This window comes from Actinomadura sp. NPDC048032 (assembly GCF_040653175.1).
Classification (GTDB): domain Bacteria; phylum Actinomycetota; class Actinomycetes; order Streptosporangiales; family Streptosporangiaceae; genus Spirillospora; species Spirillospora verrucosospora.
On sequence record NZ_JBEZJP010000160.1, the window covers coordinates 1 to 15,741 of the forward strand.

A 15,741-nucleotide genomic window follows, 5' to 3' on the forward strand; every position below is an offset into this window, starting at 1 on the left:
GGCGCGGCCGGGGCCTCCGTCCCGTCCCGCCGCTTCGGCTCGGCCGAGATGCTGGTCGGGACCACCATGGGCATCGTCCGCCGGCAACTGGACCGCCTCGGCGTCCCCCTCCGGCTCGCACGAGCACCCGCGGTGGGCGGGGGCGGCGGACGTGTTCGCGGTCGCGCGCGGCGAGAAGAAGGCGCCGTCGTTCGCGGCGCGCTTCGAGGCGCGGCTGGCGGACGGCGACGTCACGGGCGCGGCGCGCGTGGCGGCGGGCGCGCCCGGAACGCTGTTCCGGTCCCTGGACCGGCTGCTGCGCCTCGCGCCGGACTCCCGGGACGCGGTGCTCGACACGGCCGAGTCGGTGATCGACCGGGTGTCGGGACGGGTGCTGCTGTCGGTGCGGGAGCACCTGCTCAACCGCGTCGCCGAGCCCGGCCGGACGCGGCTGTTCGCCAACCGGCTCGGCCGCGGCGCCGCCGTGCCCGACACCCGCCCGCCCCTGGACCCGGACGCGGCGGAGCGGCTCGCGGCGATGCTGGAGGAAGAGATCCGGGGCCGCCTCCCGGCCGTCGGCCGCCTGGTCGTCGACCCCGACGTGCTCGACGTCGCGCTGCCGCTCAGCGGGAAGGCCGCCGGGAAGGGGCTCGGCGTCCTGCCGCGCGGGTCGGTGACCCCGGTCGACGGCGAGCTGCTGCGGTTCTTCGTCTACTGGCGGCAGCACGAGCACAGGACGGACTTCGACCTTTCCGCGCTCATGCTCGACCAGGACTACGGCAGCCCCGAATGGCTGTCCTACACCAATCTCAGCACCGTGGCAGGAGAGCATTCTGGCGATATCACCGACGCGCCCGAAGGGGCCTCGGAGTTCATCAACCTGACCCTGGCGAAAGTCAGGGCCCGGTTCGTCGTCCCGCAGGTGAACGTCTTCTCCGGGGAGGGATTCGAGGAGGTCGAGGAGTCGTTCTTCGGATTCATGCTGCGCGATGAGGAGCAGCGGGGGCGCCCGTTCGAGGCGCGGACCGTCCGGATGAAGTCGGACCTGCGCGGGCCGGGAAGGATCGCGCTGCCGCTGGTGTTCCTGCGCGGCGACGACGGCCGGTGGCGCGCCAAGTGGCTGCACCTGCACCTGGGAGGCGCGACGAACTTCAACCGGGTGGAGGACAACCGCGTGACGACGTCGACGCTGCTGCGCGGCATCGTGGAACGCCGCCACCTGACCGTCCGCCACCTGGTGGACCTGCTCGACGCCGGGAAGACGACCGTCTGGGACGGCACGGCGCCGGGCGAGCCGGTCACGTTCATCGGCCTGGAACGCCCTGACGGCCTGCACGAGGATTCCACGGTCTACACGCCGGAGAATCTGAGTGACCTCATCCCGGCCTGACTGCTAAAATCGCCGTGCGAGGCCATGAAGGGGCTTCCTTCTCATACTTTAGATGAAACCAGCCCTTTCGCTTTCCTCGCTTCTGACAGAAACGGGCGCGCCTTCCGGCGCGCCCGTTCTGTTTCACTGGCCGCCCCCGCGACGCGGCCATAGTGGATCCGTGCACGAGCACCGGGCGGGGAACGCGACCGGGGCGGGCGACCAGTGGATGGCGGCCGGAAGCCCCGGCATGACCGCCGTCGTCGCGGCCGGGGCCGTGCGTCACGCGGTCGCGGGCTCCTCGGACCGGGCCGCTCCCTGAGGCCGCGGCAGGAACGGGACGATGGCCGTCCCGGCGGCGGTGATCGCGGCCGCGACGAGGAAGGCGGCCGCGTAGCCGTCCACCAGGTCCGGCCCGGTGTGCGCGGCGGCGGTGCCGAGGACGGTGAGGCCGATCGCGCCGCCGATCGTGCGGGAGGTGTTGACGACGCCCGCGACCGCGCCCGCCTCGGACGAGCTCGCGCCGCTGGTCGACGCCTCCACCAGCGGGGTCATCAGGAGGCCGAAGCCGAGGGCCATCGTCGCGCCCGGACCGAGGATCGCGGTCAGGAACGTTCCGTCGGAGTCCAGCACGAGGCTCTGCCAGGCGAAGCCCGCCGCGGCCATGACCCCGCCGATGCCGGCGAGGCGCCGGGCGCCCATCCGGGCCATCAGGGGCGGCGCGAGCCGCGAGCCGATGATGATCCCCGCCGTGTGCGGCAGGAACGACAGGCCCGTCCGGACCGCGCTGTAGTGCAGGACGTTCTGCATGTAGAGCGACAGGAAGTACCACAGCGCGAAGCCCGCCATCGTCCCGACGAGGGTCGCGAGGTTGCCGACCGCGACGCTGCGCAGCCGGAACAGCCGCAACTGCACGAGCGGCTCGGGAGTGCGCGCCTCGACGGCGACGAACGCGGCGAGCAGGACGACGCCGACCGCGACCGGCACCACGCCCCTCCAGCCGTGGTCCCCGGTCTCGCCGATGCCGAACGCGAGCAGGCCCACGCCCGCGGTGACGAGGACGGCCCCGGGAAGGTCGAGGCGGCGCCGCCCGGCCGCGTCGCCGTCGCCGCGCAGCCAGCGGGCGGCGACGGCCGCGACCGCCGCGCCGACCGGCACGTTGATCAGCAGCACCCAGCGCCAGCTCAGGTAGTCGGTCAGCAGCCCGCCGACGAGGCCGCCGGTCGCGCCGCCCGCGGTGCCGACGGCCGTCCACATGGCGATCGCCTTCGTCCGGGCCGGGCCCTCGGGGAACGTCCCGGTGATGAGCGACAGCGTGACGGGTGCGAGGATCGCCGCCCCGAGGCCCTGGAACGCGCGCGCGCCGATCAGCATGGCGCCGTCCTGCGCGAACCCGCCGACGAGGCTGGCGGCGGTGAACAGGCCGAGCCCGGTGATGAAGACGCGCTTGCGGCCGAACAGGTCGGCGGCGCGCCCGCCGAGGAGGAGGAACCCGGCGAAGGTCAGCGAGTAGGCGTTGACGACCCACTGAAGGCCCGTCGCGCCGAGGCCGAGGCCTTCGCGGATGTGCGGCAGGGCGACGTTGACGACGGAGATGTCGAGGACGACGAGGAACTGGCCGATCGACGCGGCGAGCAGCGCGGCCCAGCCGGGGGTCCTCGCCCCGGCCGGTCGCGCCGCCGCCTCGGCGGTGAGGTCTGCGGTCATGCGTCCATGCTGGTCGCCGGGCCCGGTCGGCCGCGTCGGTCCGCGGTCCCGTCCGGTGAGGTCCGTTCGGCCTAGGACCAGGCGGCGCGCGCCGGCGGCGTCCCGGCGTGGCCCGGCGGACGCGCCGGGCCTGGCGCGGAACACCCCGGGTATGAATGAATCTCCTCGACGCAAGCGGGTACCGGATGCTTGCGCAACGAGTGCGTCACAAGGTGTTAACCCGGATGAGTCGGAAACAAAGGGACGCACGGAGGTGACCATCCGGAGGGTTGATGCGAGAGTCCGCACGCGACGAGGACATGGACAGGCTCACCGGCGACGCCCGGACCGTCCGCCAGGTGTTCGAGGCGATCCCGGCCGCCGTCGCCGGGGTCGAGAGCCCCGGCGAGTACCGCCTGGTCGCGGTCAACGCCGCTTACCGCGCGCTGGTGGAGCGGGACGAGGTGCTCGGCCGCTCCGCCTCCGAGCTGTTCCCCGAGCTCGTCGCCCAGCAGCTGTTCGACCTGTTCGACCGTCCGTTCCGCACCGGGGAGACGGTGACGGCCCGCGAGTGGCGGCTCCAGCTCCCCCGCGAGACCGGCCCCGACGAGGACGTCTACATCGACTGCACGATCGTCCCGCAGAAGTCCGCGACCGGGGAGGTCGTCCGGCTCGTGGCGTTCGCGCAGGACGTCACCGAGCGGGTGCGGGAGCGGCAGGCGGCGCGCCGGGCCGCCGAGGAGGGCCCGGTCGAGCCCGCCGACGTCGTCGGGGTGCTCCAGCGGCAACTGCTGCCCGCGGGCCTGCCGATCCTGCCGGGCCTGCAGATCGGCGGCAGCTACCTGCCCGCGGGCGGCGGTTCGGCCGCGGGCGGCGACTGGTTCGACGCCGTCCCCCTGCCGGACGGCCGGACGGCCCTCGTGGTCGGGGACGTGGCCGGGCACGGCGTCGAGGCGTCGGCGGCGATGGGGCGGATCCGCGCCGTCCTCGAAGACCGGCTCGACCTCACCGGCGACATCGCCGAGGCGCTCGCCGCCGTCGACCGGCTGGCCGAACGCCTCCCGGCGGCGCGGGCGGCGACCCTGTGCGTCGCCGCCGTGGACCCGGCGGACGGGCGGCTCACGTACTGCACGGCCGGGCATCCGCCGCCGCTGCTGATCCCGTCCGCGGGCCCCGCCCGCTACCTGCGCTCGTCCGGGGGCGGGCCGCTCGGCACCGGGACCGGCTTCCCGCTCGCCGAGGACCGCCTGGCCGTCGGCGACCAGCTCCTGCTCTACAGCGACGGCATCGTGCGGCGGCCGGGCCAGGAGGTCGCGGCGGGGACCGTCGAGCTGGCGGAGGTCGCCGCGGACGTCGCCGCCGGGCGGGCGCTGCGCGAGGACTGGCTCGCCGCCGTCGACCGCCTCACCACGCAGACGCTGGAACTGCTGGTCAGGACGTCCGGGCACGACGACGACATCGCGCTGCTGGCCGCGCAGCGGACCGCGCCGCACGCGCCGCTGCTGCTGGACCTGCCGGCCGAGTCGGAGGCGATCCCCGCCGCCCGCAAGGCCCTGGACGAGTGGCTGTACGACCTCGGGGCCCGCGCCGAGGACGTCATCCTCCTGCGGCACGCGATCGGCGAGCTCGTCACCAACGCGGTCGAGCACGCCTACGACGGCACGCCCGGCGCCGTCCGGATCCGGGCCGAGTGCACCGGGCGCGGCGGCGTCGAGATCGAGGTCGCCGACGACGGCCACTGGCGCGAGCCGTGGCAGCCCACCGAGGACCGCGGACGCGGCCTGGCCATGGCGAGCGACTTCGCCGACGACCTGCACGTCGAGACGGGCCCGCGCGGCACGACGGCGACCGTCCGGCACCGGCTGACCCGTCCCGCGCGGCTGCTCACCCCCGGCGAGGTCACGCCGGCGCCGGACCTGTCGGACCTGCCGAACCTGCTGCTGATCCTGGACCAGCCCTCGGAGGGGAACCCGCGGATCCGCCTGGACGGCCCGGTCGACGCCGCCACCGCCGAGCAGTTGCGCGAGGAGCTGGTCGTGCGCACCCGCGGCGGCACCATGCCCCTCACCGTCGACCTGACCGGCGTCACGCACCTGTCCAGCGCGGGCGTCGCCGTCCTCTACGAGGCCGAGATCCGCACCGACTCCCCGGGCCGCCCGTTCCTCCTGTACGCCCCTCCGGGCAGCCCGGCGCAGCACGTCATGGCGATGGTCGCCCTCCCCCACACCACGGCCGAACCCGGCTAGCGGACCTTGCGGGAGCCGCCCGCCGGCCGTCACAGAACGAATCGCTCCGCACGGAAGCGCAGATCTTCCCGGCCGGCGAGTTCGGCCGGGAAGTCGATGTTCCACCTGTCGGTGTCCCAGACCTGTGCGAGCCGGCCCTCGGACGTCACGGCATAGATCGACTTCTTGTCGCCGGCGGTCTCCCTCACGAAGACGGCGGGGGTCTGCCGGAAACGCACATCCGGCTGGTCCGTGCGCTCCGCGGGGAAGTCGACGTTCCAGCCGTCGGTGTCCCAGATCTGCACGAGCCGCTCATCGAACGTCACCGCATAGATCGACTTCTTGTCGCCGGCGACGTCCCTTCCGAATACAGCGGGATCGCCCCCGAAACGCAGACCCGACTGGCTCGTCTTCTCCACGGGGAAGTCGAGGTTCCATCTGTCGGTGTCCCAGACCTGCGCGAGACGACCGTCGGCGGTGATCGCGTACAACGACTTCTTGTTGTGAACGGCATCCCTTCCGAAAACGGCTGGACTTCCCTGGAACCGGAGTTCCGGGTGGCCGGCGAGTTCGGCCGGGAAGTCGATGTTGCCGCGCGTTATCTGCGCCAGCCGCCCATGGGCCGTGATGGCGTACAGCCCCACGAGACCCGCCGCGGGCAGGTCGGCCAGATCGGGGATGTCGAAAAGCGATCCGAAGAAGGCCGGGTTTCCCGTGTAGCGTTCGTTGCCCGCCGGGAACCCGAAGAAGCCGACTCGCCAGGCCGAGGAGTCCGCGACCTGGGCCATCCGGGCGTCGCTTCTCAGCCACACTATCTTCTTGCCGGCCACGGCGTTCCCGCTGAGTGCGGCAGGAGTCCCGTCGTCGAAACGCAAGCCCGGCTCCCCCGCCAGGTCGGCGGGGAAGTCGAGATTCCATCTGTCCGTGTCCCAGACCTGCGCGAGCCGCCCGTCGTCCGTCACGGCGTAGAGCAGCTTCTTGTTGTTCCCGATCTCTCTCGGGATGACCCCTGGCGCGGTGTTGAAGCGCAGGCCCGGCTGGGCCGTGCCGTCGAGCGGGAAGTCGACGTTCCATCTGTCGGTGTCCCAGATCTGTGCGAGACGACCGTCGGCAGTGATCGCGTACAACGATTTCTTGTTATGGACGAAATCTCTCACGAAAAGCGTTACGGGCGCCATCTCCGCCGCCTCCCATGCCCGCCTCGACCGAGGGTGGGCGCATTGGATCATGTCTCTGGAGTTCAGGGCATGTCCGCAAGCTATCCCGGCTCCGGCGCGGAGGAGAAGACCTTGAAAGCCATTCTTGGGCCGCCATGCGGGGGAAATCTCCCTACCGCGTCCTGTCAAAACCTCGTATCTGCACGCGGCAGGATCAGGGAAGATCTCCCGGGGCCGGCGATCGCCCCGTCGCCGGCCGGTCCGAGGGCCGCGCCCTAGTCGACCACGTTCACCGTCAGGGGCCCGACCCGGTACGTCCCGGGCCTCGGCCGGACGGCCTCGGCGACGGCGCGGGCCACTCCGTCCGGCATCGTGATCTCCAGTGCCTCGCCGGTGCGGGAGTGGCGGAACTCCCGCCCCGGGAGGAACACGACGGGCTCCCCCGGACCGCGCAGGATCAGCGGGTTCCCGTGCGGCAACCGCCCCGGCAGCACCTTGGTGAACTGCGAGACGTGCTGGACGCCGAGCTCCAGCGTGACCCCGTCCGAGGTGTCGGCGGCCAGCCGCTGGAAGAACAGGAACCCCGTCCCGGCGCCCTCCCGCGCCGAACCCTCGCGGACCGCCCGCGCCACGTCGGGCAGGTCCGCCAGCGACATCCGGCCGAGGTCGGTGATCAGCATCGGCAGGTGCGGGGCCATCGCCTCCACGAGCCCGTCCACATGCCACGCCTGCGCCGCGTGCAGCTCGTCGGTGGTGAGGCCGACGAACTGCAGGAAGGTGATCTCCCCCAGCTCCGTCCGCGCCCGCCCGAGCTCCGGGTCCAGCACCAGCCCCCCGGCCCGGAGCTCGGAGTCCGGGCGCTCGGGGTCGAGCGGGTCGGGGAACTCGATGTAGTGCCCCACCTGGAAGTCGTTGCCGCTCCTCACCACGTACGACGCCAGGTGCTCCAGCTGCGCCAGCGCCCAGTTCGGCGCCTCCGTCTCCTCCGGCCGCCGCGGCACCCGCAACGTGAACTCGTACCCGCGCTCCTCGTACGGCGCCGTCAGCGCGTACCCGACGAGATGCCAGTGCGGAACGGGCTCGTCCCGCGGATAGATCGCGATCGTGTTGGTGACGAACCGCCCCATCGGCACCGGCCCGGCGGGCCGGTACGGCATGGGAGCGTCCCACTCCAGCCGCGCCGCGTCCCCGTACCGCGCCTTGAGCACGCCGTCGATCGCGTTCCACCCGTCCAGATTGAGCATCCTGTTCCCTTCGTCGATCTACGCCCCCTACCGACGCGCCAACCTCGCCCGGGGTTCAACCGTCCGGCAGAAAACCGCGCACGGCGGCGGCCTTCTGCCGGACGAGGCCCACTTGACCTTGCAACTCCCCCTGTTCCCGCCCCGGTAGAACTTCTTGACAGAAGCGCCGGGCCGGACGACCTCATAGAGGTTGCCTCTGCACTTCATGTCGATGTACACCCAGAGGCGCTTGCTGGAGCGATTCTTCATCGATCTGAACGGGGTGCCGTGGTAACAAGCCCCGCGCCTGGCCGGGCTGCGGCCGGGGTCTCCCTTTTCTTGGGTCACTTTGCCTTCCGAAGGCTAGAAAAGAGAAGGCGATCCCCTTCAGGGCCCTAGGGCCCTATCAACGGAGCTGGGGGCCCTATCGGCCCCCTCGGCGTTCACCGGGTCGGGGGGCGCAGGCCGTCCAGGATCAGCTGGGCGATGCGAGCTGATCGGTCCGGGTCGGCTTCCGCGCCGGCGTGGCGGATCGCGGCGAAGGCGCCGGCGACCAGGGCCATCACCTCGTCGGCGGTGACGTCGTCGCGCACCGTTCCGGCCGCGTGCGCGCGGCCGAGCAGGTCGGCCACGTGGCGGGTGAGGTCGTTCGCGACGTCCGGGGCGGCGGTGCGAAGGTCGAACTCGGCGGCCGCGAGCGCGCTCTTCACGGCCGCGTTCTCGGCGCCCGCGGCCACCATCCGGGCCAGCAGCGTGAAGACGGCCTCGGGGTCGCCGGCGGCGGCGAGCGCCTCCGCTTCTGCGATCAGCCCTTCCAGCATGTCGATCGCGACGGCGAGGTACAGCTCCTCCTTGGCCGGGAAGTGCCGGTGGACGGTGCCGGGGCCGACGCCGGCGCGGCGGGCGATCTCGTCGAGCGAGACGCCCAGCCCCTCCGTCGCGAACAGCCGCTGAGCGGTCCGCAGGACCCGCTCGCGGTTGCGGCGCGCATCGGCCCGCAGCCCCCGGTCGCGCCGCGGGACCGCCGAGGGCTCGGAGTCAGGTGGCCGTCTGGACATGTCGCCCCCCAGCCTAACCGGGGCGCCGCACCGGATCCTCCGCGATCCGCCGGACCGCGGCTCAGGGGAGGCGAAAGGACGCACCAGTCGTTTGCCGGGAAGGCCGCGCTCGGCACGGTAAGACCCACGGCCGTGGAGAACCACGAGCCATCGACAAACAACCCCGGTGCACGTGCCAGGCACGCGCACCTCGACCAAAGAGGGAATCCGACATGGACAGGTTCTTACTGATCTCGCGGGACACGTTCCGGCGGATCTCGACGAAAGCGCGTCTGCCGATCTCGCTCGCCCTGGGCGTCGTCACCGGTGCGGTCGTCGGCGGCCTCATCGACGGCCTGGACTACCTCGCCTTCATCGCCGACCTCCACCACCGCCACGAGATCGACGCCTTCGCGTTCCGCTACCTCGACTTCCTTCTCAACCGCGTCATCGAGGGGGCCGGCATCGGCGCCGTCTGCGGCCTCATCGGCACCCTCGGCGTCGTCAGCGCCGTCCTCGGCGCCCTCACCGGCACCGGCGTTCGGAAGATCGTCCTCTGGACCGCCGGTGGCGCCGTCATCGTCGGAGTCGTCGCCTGCATCGGGTTCGTCGCCCTGGCCGCCATCGGCATCGCCGTCCACGGCCCGGTCGGCCCTCAGGGCTTCATCTCTCCCGGCGACTTCCTCATCAGCCTCTGCAGCTTCGCTGCTGGGCTCGTCGCCGGTGTCGCCCGCACCGACGACTGACTCACCCGCGGGCCTGGCACCCACCAGGTCTCGCTCACGGGGGGCCTGGCCTGCCAGGCCCCCCGTACCGTCTTCTTCCGTCCCGGCCGAACGCCCGGGAGCGCCGGTCAGCGGGCGGGGTCCTGCTTGATCTGGTCGATGAAGTACGGCTTCATGGCGGGATAGTAGGCGTCGAAGTCCGGCTCGGGGGAGCCGTCGCGCGCGGCCACGAGCCTGTCCAGGTAGTACTCCCAGCCCGGACCGTTCTCCCCGATCTGCTCCTCCTTGTCGAGATGTTCCACGAACCGCAGCTGGGTCGAACCGTCCTCTTCGGACAGCAGCAGCTCGATGCGCCAGGTACCGAACTCGTCCGTCGCCGAGAGGGCCAGCCGCCGCGGAGGCTCGCATGCCTCGATGCGCATGTCGCACCACGGCGCCTGGTCTTCGAACGCCATCTGCACCTGGATCGTCCGGCCCGGCGCGGCGTCGCCCTTCCACGGACCGAACCAGCGCGCCGTGCGCTCGGGCTCGGTGACGCTGGCCCAGACGTCCTCGACGGATGCCCGGAACGACCGGGTCAGGACGAGATCACTTCCAGTGGCGCCGCGAACCAGCCTGCCGGTGGGTCGGGGATTCATGCGGTGTTCTCCTTTTTCTCTTCGGGGGCGCCGGAGCCACGGCGTTCGCGGCGGGTCCGGTGGACCTCCGTCTCCAGCGCGTCGAAGCGGTGCGTCCAGCCGTGGGGTTGGACGAACTGGGCGAGCCACGCGGAGAGCGGGGTCAGCTGCGCAGGATCGATCTCGTAGAGCCGTTCCCTGCCGACGAGTTCGTCCCGTACGAGACCGCTTTCCCGGAGCACGCGCAGGTGACGGCTCACCGCCGGCCTGCTGATCTCGAAGTGTCCGGCGATCTGCCCCGCCGTGAGCCGGCCGCCGCGCAGCATGACCAGGATCTCCCGGCGCACCGGGTCCGCGATCGCACTCACCACGTCGTCCACGGTGAAAGCGTAACCTACAGGTTACGCTTTTGCCACCGGCCCCATCGCGGCGAAGCACAACCGGGGCACCGCACCGGATATCGTGGGGGCTAACCGGGGCGGCGCACCGGTTAGCTCCGCGCCGCTCGTCACGTACCGGCCACGAGGAGACCGCACCGATGACCACCCGCGAGGACGCCGGCGCCCTGGTGCGACGGATGCAGGAATGCTTCAACGGCCGGCGGTTCGACGAGGCCGCCGCTCTGCACGCGCCCGACTTCTTCAGCCACCCCCTCGGCGCCGGGATCGAGGCGGGCACGGCGGCCTGGCGCGTGCTCGTCGCCCGCTTCCCCGGTATCCGGGTCGTCGCCCAGGACATCCTGGTCGACGGTGACAGGGCCGCCGTCCGTTCGGCCGTCGAGGGCCTCGCCCTCCCCGCCGGCGCCGCGCGCCCCGAACTGTTCGAGATCTTCCGCTTCGAGAACGGCCGCTTCGCCGAGATGTGGGGCGCCAGCACCGGCTTCCCGACCGCCACCAGCCCCGAGGACCTGCTCACCTGACGCGCCGACGGCGGCCGACAGCGGCCGGTTTCGCGACTCGTCCGCCGAATTGCGGTACAGCACAGTTGAGTGGTTCTGCCGGGCTTGACGTCGAGCGGCTGGGGGCTTACTGCTGTGCGCAGGCTGAGATATGCGGGGCATGTTCTGCTCGGGGCGTCGCTGACGGTCGTGATAGGCGTGGCGATCAACCAAGTCCTCAACGACAACAAGCTGAGCTGGAGTTGGGGATACCTGGCGCTGGTGGCCACGGTCTTAGGCGCGCTGGTCGAGGCGGCCCCGCAAGCGGCCGCGCCCTCCCAGGAAACGGCCGCTTCTCCTCCCCCATCGAGAGGGCGGAGGAAAGGGTCACGACGCGGGTATCTGCGGCGGATGCGTTCGGCGGTCGACCAGATGGAGACGATAGGGCTGGTCACCCAGGCCGAGTACGTGCTGCGCACCCGTCAGGTCTACGTCGACGTGATGCTGCGGCCGAGGCCGGTGACCGAGGCCGTCGCCGATACCGGCATCGGTTCGGTGTCCTCCCCGGAGGCAGGGCGGCGCGCGTCGCTGGCGTCCTTCCTGGCCCCGGGGCGGGTGCTCGCCGTCCTCGGCGCCGCGGGGTCCGGGAAGACGACGCTGGTCCGGCACACGGCGCTGGAGATCGTGGAACGCCGATGGCCGAGCTGGCGGCGCCGGCGCCGGCTTCCCGTCCTGCTCTATCTGCGCGACCACGGCAGGGCGATCGCGGCCGGGGGGCCGGAGGGGCTGGCGCGGATCGCGGTGACCGCGCCCTGGCTGGGCGGCGCCGTCTCGGCCGAGTGGCTGGAGAAGCAGCTGACGCGGGGCAGGTGCGTGGTCCTGCTGGACGGCTTGGACGAGGTGGCCGACTCGGAGGATCGCAGCCGTGTGGTGCAGTGGGTGGAAGACCAGATCAGCCGCTACCCGGCCAACGCGTTCGCGGTGACGTCCCGCCCTCTCGGGTATGACGGCAACCGGCTGTCCCGCGCCGACGTCCTCCAGGTGCAGCGGTTCACCGGCCGGCAGATCCGCGCCTTCCTGCACTCCTGGTACCGGGCCATCGAGCACCGCTCCCGGGAGGGCGACCCCAAGGAAATCGACCGGCTCGCAGCGCAGGCCGCCGACGACCTGTTCCGGCGGATCAGCAATGGACCCGCGCTCTTCGACCTGGCCTCGAACCCGCTGCTGCTCACCATGATCGCGAACGTGCACCGCTACCGCGGCAGCCTGCCGGGCAGCCGGGTCGCGCTCTACGAGGAGGTGTGCCAGGTCCTCCTCCACCGCCGCCAGGAGGCCAAGCGGCTCACCGACCCCGAGATGGACGGCCTGAGCGGGGAGAAGAGGGAACGCGTCGTCCAGGAACTGGCCTGGTACATGATGCGGCGCGAGCTGCGCGACATCCCGGCCGAAGACGCCGGGCGGGCGATACGCACCGTGCTGGAGCGGACCGCGCCGGACATCACTCCCGCGGCCTTCCTCCTCAATGTCAAACGCAGCGGCCTGCTGCTGGAGCACCAGTACGGGCGCTACGGTTTCGCGCACCTCACCTTGCAGGAGTACCTGGCCTCCACGCTCGTGCCCGCGCACGCGTCCCGACGCCAGCTCCTCGTCGACAACGTCGGCAATCCCTGGTGGCGGGAGGTCACACTTCTCTGGGTCGCCCGCGCCGACGCCGGCCCCATCGTCGAAGCCTGCCTGGAGGACCGGACGGTCACCGCGCTCAGCCTCGCCTACGCCTGCGCGGACGAGGCCCGCGAACTCGATCCCGACCTGCGGAGCCGCCTTGACCTTCTCCTGAGGACCGCGCCGAGCGACCTCGGGGAGAGGCGCCTGCTGGACGGAGTCGTCGCCGCGCGGGCCCTGCACGACACCCATGTTCTGGACGACGGCACCCGTATCTGCGCCGCCCCCGTCCCAGAAGATCTCTGGAGGCGCTTCGTCGCCCGCACCGGCGCCGGGCCGGACTCCGTGTCCGGCGACCTGTGGACAAGGGACATCAAGGACTTCCTCGCCTGGCTCAACATCCTGTTCAGCGACGGGACCGGTTATCGCCTGCCCACCCCGGCCGAGGCGCGTCAGGTCCTCGACCTGGACCTGTACACCAGGAGCCCCGGAAGCGGCACCCCCGTGATCCTTTACGCCGCGGACGAGGACTGGGCCGACGAGTACGGGCAGGCGCGGCTCGTCCCCGATTCACCGGCCGGCTTCGCACACGACCCCAACGTGCGGCAAGTGAGCTATTACCCGGCCCGCATCCTCCAGCAGACCCACGTGTTCTTCCGGCTCTTCCCGGCCAGGGCGCCCAGCGTCTTCGTCAGCCTGCTGGCCTTCGGAAGACCTCGCGACCTCGACAAGGCCGGGGACCGGCTGATCCACGCCCTCGACCTCGCCCGTGACCTCGGCCTCGCCCGTGGAGTGCTCTTCTACCCGATGCGCGATCGCGCCCTGAAGCGCGCCGCCGAACTCGGCTTCGAAGACCTCCCCGCCGACGCGGACGATCTCGACGGCCTGCGCCACCGCGCTCTCGCCCACGCCCTCGACCTCGCCCAGGACCTCGGCCTCGACATGGGGCCCGAGCTCCGACCGGCCTCCCAGGGCGGCGGGGACGACTCCGCCGCACTGTTCTCCGCTCTCTCCGCTCTCCTCCCCCGTCACGCCCCCGACATCTTCCACGCCTATCCCCTCCTGGCACGCGAACTCGCCCACCCCCTCCCTCTCGACAACCTGTCCGGCACCATTCACGCCCTCAGGCTGTCTCTCAAAGACCTTGATTGGGCCTCCGTCATCGACCTCGGCCGCGCCCTGACCGCCGCCGACAACTTCGCGACGGTTCTCAAGCGGGTCTCGCGCAGCCACCGCTTCGGGCACGTCGCAGGGAGAATAAAGCAGGGACTGATCGGGCTCCTCCCTCCCTCCCGCTACAGCCCCGCCGCCCTGGACAGCTACAGCGACCTCATCGGGCCGGAGTTCGACGAGGTTCTCAGCAGTGCCGAGCATCTTCGCGAGATCGCTTCCTCCACCGAACCCAAGCCGACGGTCGACCTCGCCCATGACCTCTACTACGCGTTGCAGGCCGCCCGGAACCACGCCCTCGCCCTTGTCGAGATCCGCGCCGTCCGAACCTCTCGTTCCGGCGTTCCCGGTCAGGACCTCGCTCACGTCCTGACCCTGGCACGCCTCGTTTTCGCGGGTGACCTGGGCAGGCTGGGCATGAACGCCGCAGTGGGCACAGCGTCGGCATGCCTCACGCTGCGGCGCTCGTTCGAAGCGGCCGCGAGCATGGAGCCCGCGCGTTCCCGGAGGAACCGGAGCAGGACGCTGTCGTTGGAAGGGTTCCTCCACCGAGAACTCGAACGCGTCTACGCCACATCACCCGCCCACGATCCCGGCATGGCATTGGAAGCGGCCCTGAGCCGCGCGAACACGGTCGGCAATCAGGAGGTCGCGGAGCTGATCGGGAACGCGACGCGGCTGGCCGCGTCGCTGTGGAGCCAGAGCCGCCGTGCCAGGCAGAGCGACATGGTGCTGGCGGTCACCTCCCTCCTCGCGGCGATCCTCCGCAACAAGGGGGCTAAAGAGGACTACCAGCTGGCGCACCACCTCTCCAGTGCTCTGTCGGCGCTCACAGCGTTGACACCGGAGTCGGACGTCCCTCCCCTGACCACGCCGCCCTCGAGCAAACTGCTGGTTCTGGCGCAGGCCTGACCGCGATCGACAGGCATCGCGGTCAGCGACTCCGCACCCCTGCTTGTACGCGTTTACCCGGATGTCCGTCCCGCTCGACATCAATTACTCTATGCGTTCGAACAGGAACTTTAGGTGATGGCACTGTCGTCCGACGTGCACGCGCACCGGACCCGGGCGAGCCCCGGACGACTGACGCCATCCGGACTCCGACAAAGGACATGCCATGATCGCGAGCACGCGACTCGCTGTGGCCGCACTCGCGGCCGCGGCGGCCTCCTTCGCAGGGCTGACCACCCTGACCGCTCTTCCCGCCCACGCCGCCCCGACCGTCCAGGCCGTCGGGCAGGCCGGCAAGAGGATCGTCTGCTCGACGTACCGGTCCTCGGACGGCAAGCGCATCGGCGTCAACTGCGACGCGGGCCGCTACTACGTCGTCGGCACGGCGTGCGGTCCGGGACACTGCACCACCATCGGCGGACCCGTCGTGGACGCTCCCGCGATCTCCTGGGCCTACGCGGGCAGTGGCTACTTCGGCGGCGACATCCGCGCGGTCTTCGTCTGATCCGCGATCGGTCCGCACCGCCGGAGCCACGGCTCGATCGGCGCTCAGGGCCGCGCTCGGTACGGTAGGTCCCAGAACCGTGGCCAAGCCACGAACGCTCAACAAACGACCTTGGTGCACGTGCCAGGCACGCGCACCCCGACCCAAACAGGGGATCACCATGATCAAGCCTCAGTTGGTCTCGAACGCAGTGGGCGCCCTCGCCGGAGCGATCCTGGGAGGCGTCATCGAGGGGCTGAACTTCGCCGTCTTCCTCGCCGACCACCACCGCACCGGGGCCGACCCCTTCGAGTCCGGCGACTTCGACTACCTCGCCCTCAAGGCCATCGTCAGCGTCGTCGTCGGCATCATCGGCGCCATCGGCGGCGTCTTCCTCAGCACCTACGACGGCCCTGAGACCCCCGGCGGACGGAAGCTCTTCATCCGGATCTCCGCCGGCATCGTCATCGCGGCCGTCGCGGGCTGCGTCGTCGTCCCGTCGTACATGTGGAAGATCGACTCGATGGTGTCGGAGTAGGCGTCGATGATGTGCCAGCGGTCGAAGGCGCCGGCGTCGAT

The 15,741-nt window shown here is 71.3% G+C and carries 13 protein-coding genes and 1 pseudogene; 8 read left to right on the forward strand and 6 right to left on the reverse strand.

What is annotated here, in order from left to right; all coding sequences use genetic code 11:
* Together AB0C69_RS21350 and AB0C69_RS21355 are read left to right on the forward strand one after the other, a co-directional pair.
* A pseudogene (locus AB0C69_RS21350) lies at nucleotides 1–1,369 on the forward strand (hypothetical protein); the annotation flags it as partial.
* 160 nt (nucleotides 1,370–1,529) lie between these two features.
* Nucleotides 1,530–1,670 carry a hypothetical protein gene (locus AB0C69_RS21355; protein ID WP_360356035.1) on the forward strand — a complete coding sequence of 47 codons (141 nt, stop codon included), beginning with the start codon at nucleotides 1,530–1,532 and terminating at the stop codon, nucleotides 1,668–1,670.
* Here AB0C69_RS21355 and AB0C69_RS21360 read toward each other — a convergent pair.
* Complete coding sequence (locus tag AB0C69_RS21360; protein ID WP_360356038.1) at nucleotides 1,631–3,055, reverse strand: MFS transporter; 1,425 nt, start codon at nucleotides 3,053–3,055, stop codon at nucleotides 1,631–1,633. The genes AB0C69_RS21355 and AB0C69_RS21360 overlap by 40 nt on opposite strands.
* A gap of 272 nt (nucleotides 3,056–3,327) precedes the next feature.
* Between AB0C69_RS21360 and AB0C69_RS21365 the strand changes: the two genes are divergently transcribed.
* The gene (locus tag AB0C69_RS21365; RefSeq protein WP_360356041.1) at nucleotides 3,328–5,280 is read left to right on the forward strand and encodes a SpoIIE family protein phosphatase; all 1,953 of its coding nucleotides are present in this window, start codon (nucleotides 3,328–3,330) and stop codon (nucleotides 5,278–5,280) included.
* Nucleotides 5,281–5,309: 29 nt separating this feature from the next.
* On the opposite strand, the gene AB0C69_RS21370 is transcribed toward AB0C69_RS21365, so the two are convergent.
* The 3 genes from AB0C69_RS21370 to AB0C69_RS21380 form a co-directional block, all read right to left on the reverse strand.
* On the reverse strand, nucleotides 5,310–6,437 hold the full coding sequence (locus tag AB0C69_RS21370; RefSeq protein WP_360356044.1) for a hypothetical protein: 1,128 nt from the start codon (nucleotides 6,435–6,437) through the stop codon (nucleotides 5,310–5,312).
* Nucleotides 6,438–6,691: 254 nt separating this feature from the next.
* A complete protein-coding gene (locus AB0C69_RS21375) occupies nucleotides 6,692–7,660 on the reverse strand; it encodes a suppressor of fused domain protein (RefSeq protein ID WP_360356046.1) in 969 nt (322 codons plus the stop codon).
* Between the two features lie 422 nt (nucleotides 7,661–8,082).
* A complete protein-coding gene (locus tag AB0C69_RS21380) occupies nucleotides 8,083–8,697 on the reverse strand; it encodes a helix-turn-helix domain-containing protein (protein ID WP_360356049.1) in 615 nt (204 codons plus the stop codon).
* Between the two features lie 212 nt (nucleotides 8,698–8,909).
* On the opposite strand from AB0C69_RS21380, the gene AB0C69_RS21385 reads away from it, so the two are divergent.
* Nucleotides 8,910–9,422 (forward strand): hypothetical protein, encoded by a 513-nt coding sequence (locus tag AB0C69_RS21385; RefSeq protein WP_360356052.1) that lies wholly within the window; start codon nucleotides 8,910–8,912, stop codon nucleotides 9,420–9,422.
* Between the two features lie 107 nt (nucleotides 9,423–9,529).
* Here AB0C69_RS21385 and AB0C69_RS21390 read toward each other — a convergent pair whose 3' ends face one another.
* Nucleotides 9,530–10,039, reverse strand: a complete 510-nt coding sequence (locus AB0C69_RS21390; protein WP_345179508.1) for an SRPBCC family protein — start codon at nucleotides 10,037–10,039, stop codon at nucleotides 9,530–9,532.
* On the reverse strand, nucleotides 10,036–10,398 hold the full coding sequence (locus tag AB0C69_RS21395; RefSeq protein ID WP_360356056.1) for a metalloregulator ArsR/SmtB family transcription factor: 363 nt from the start codon (nucleotides 10,396–10,398) through the stop codon (nucleotides 10,036–10,038). The genes AB0C69_RS21390 and AB0C69_RS21395 overlap by 4 nt, the downstream gene beginning before the upstream one ends.
* A 158-nt stretch (nucleotides 10,399–10,556) precedes the next feature.
* On the opposite strand from AB0C69_RS21395, the gene AB0C69_RS21400 reads away from it, so the two are divergent.
* The 4 genes from AB0C69_RS21400 (at nucleotide 10,557) to AB0C69_RS21415 (ending at nucleotide 15,700) form a co-directional block, all read left to right on the forward strand.
* Nucleotides 10,557–10,937, forward strand: coding sequence for a nuclear transport factor 2 family protein (locus AB0C69_RS21400; protein ID WP_360356059.1), 381 nt, complete (start codon nucleotides 10,557–10,559; stop codon nucleotides 10,935–10,937).
* Nucleotides 10,938–11,306: 369 nt separating this feature from the next.
* Nucleotides 11,307–14,639, forward strand: coding sequence for an NACHT domain-containing protein (locus AB0C69_RS21405; protein WP_360356062.1), 3,333 nt, complete (start codon nucleotides 11,307–11,309; stop codon nucleotides 14,637–14,639).
* 205 nt (nucleotides 14,640–14,844) lie between these two features.
* Nucleotides 14,845–15,183, forward strand: coding sequence for a hypothetical protein (locus tag AB0C69_RS21410; protein WP_360356064.1), 339 nt, complete (start codon nucleotides 14,845–14,847; stop codon nucleotides 15,181–15,183).
* Nucleotides 15,184–15,343: 160 nt separating this feature from the next.
* On the forward strand, nucleotides 15,344–15,700 hold the full coding sequence (locus AB0C69_RS21415) for a hypothetical protein (protein WP_360356067.1): 357 nt from the start codon (nucleotides 15,344–15,346) through the stop codon (nucleotides 15,698–15,700).
* Nucleotides 15,701–15,741: the final 41 nt, after the last annotated feature.

Excerpts from the sequence above, each read along its gene's own strand:
- AB0C69_RS21360 (WP_360356038.1), bottom strand. The coding sequence starts at position 3,055 with ATGACCGCAGACCTCACCGCCGAGGCGGCGGCGCGACCGGCCGGGGCG.
- AB0C69_RS21365 (WP_360356041.1), top strand. The coding sequence starts at position 3,328 with ATGCGAGAGTCCGCACGCGACGAGGACATGGACAGGCTCACCGGCGAC.
- AB0C69_RS21370 (WP_360356044.1), bottom strand. The coding sequence starts at position 6,437 with ATGGCGCCCGTAACGCTTTTCGTGAGAGATTTCGTCCATAACAAGAAA.
- AB0C69_RS21375 (WP_360356046.1), bottom strand. The coding sequence starts at position 7,660 with ATGCTCAATCTGGACGGGTGGAACGCGATCGACGGCGTGCTCAAGGCG.
- AB0C69_RS21380 (WP_360356049.1), bottom strand. The coding sequence starts at position 8,697 with ATGTCCAGACGGCCACCTGACTCCGAGCCCTCGGCGGTCCCGCGGCGC.
- AB0C69_RS21385 (WP_360356052.1), top strand. The coding sequence starts at position 8,910 with ATGGACAGGTTCTTACTGATCTCGCGGGACACGTTCCGGCGGATCTCG.
- AB0C69_RS21390 (WP_345179508.1), bottom strand. The coding sequence starts at position 10,039 with ATGAATCCCCGACCCACCGGCAGGCTGGTTCGCGGCGCCACTGGAAGT.
- AB0C69_RS21400 (WP_360356059.1), top strand. The coding sequence starts at position 10,557 with ATGACCACCCGCGAGGACGCCGGCGCCCTGGTGCGACGGATGCAGGAA.
- AB0C69_RS21405 (WP_360356062.1), top strand. The coding sequence starts at position 11,307 with ATGCGTTCGGCGGTCGACCAGATGGAGACGATAGGGCTGGTCACCCAG.
- AB0C69_RS21410 (WP_360356064.1), top strand. The coding sequence starts at position 14,845 with ATGATCGCGAGCACGCGACTCGCTGTGGCCGCACTCGCGGCCGCGGCG.
- AB0C69_RS21415 (WP_360356067.1), top strand. The coding sequence starts at position 15,344 with ATGATCAAGCCTCAGTTGGTCTCGAACGCAGTGGGCGCCCTCGCCGGA.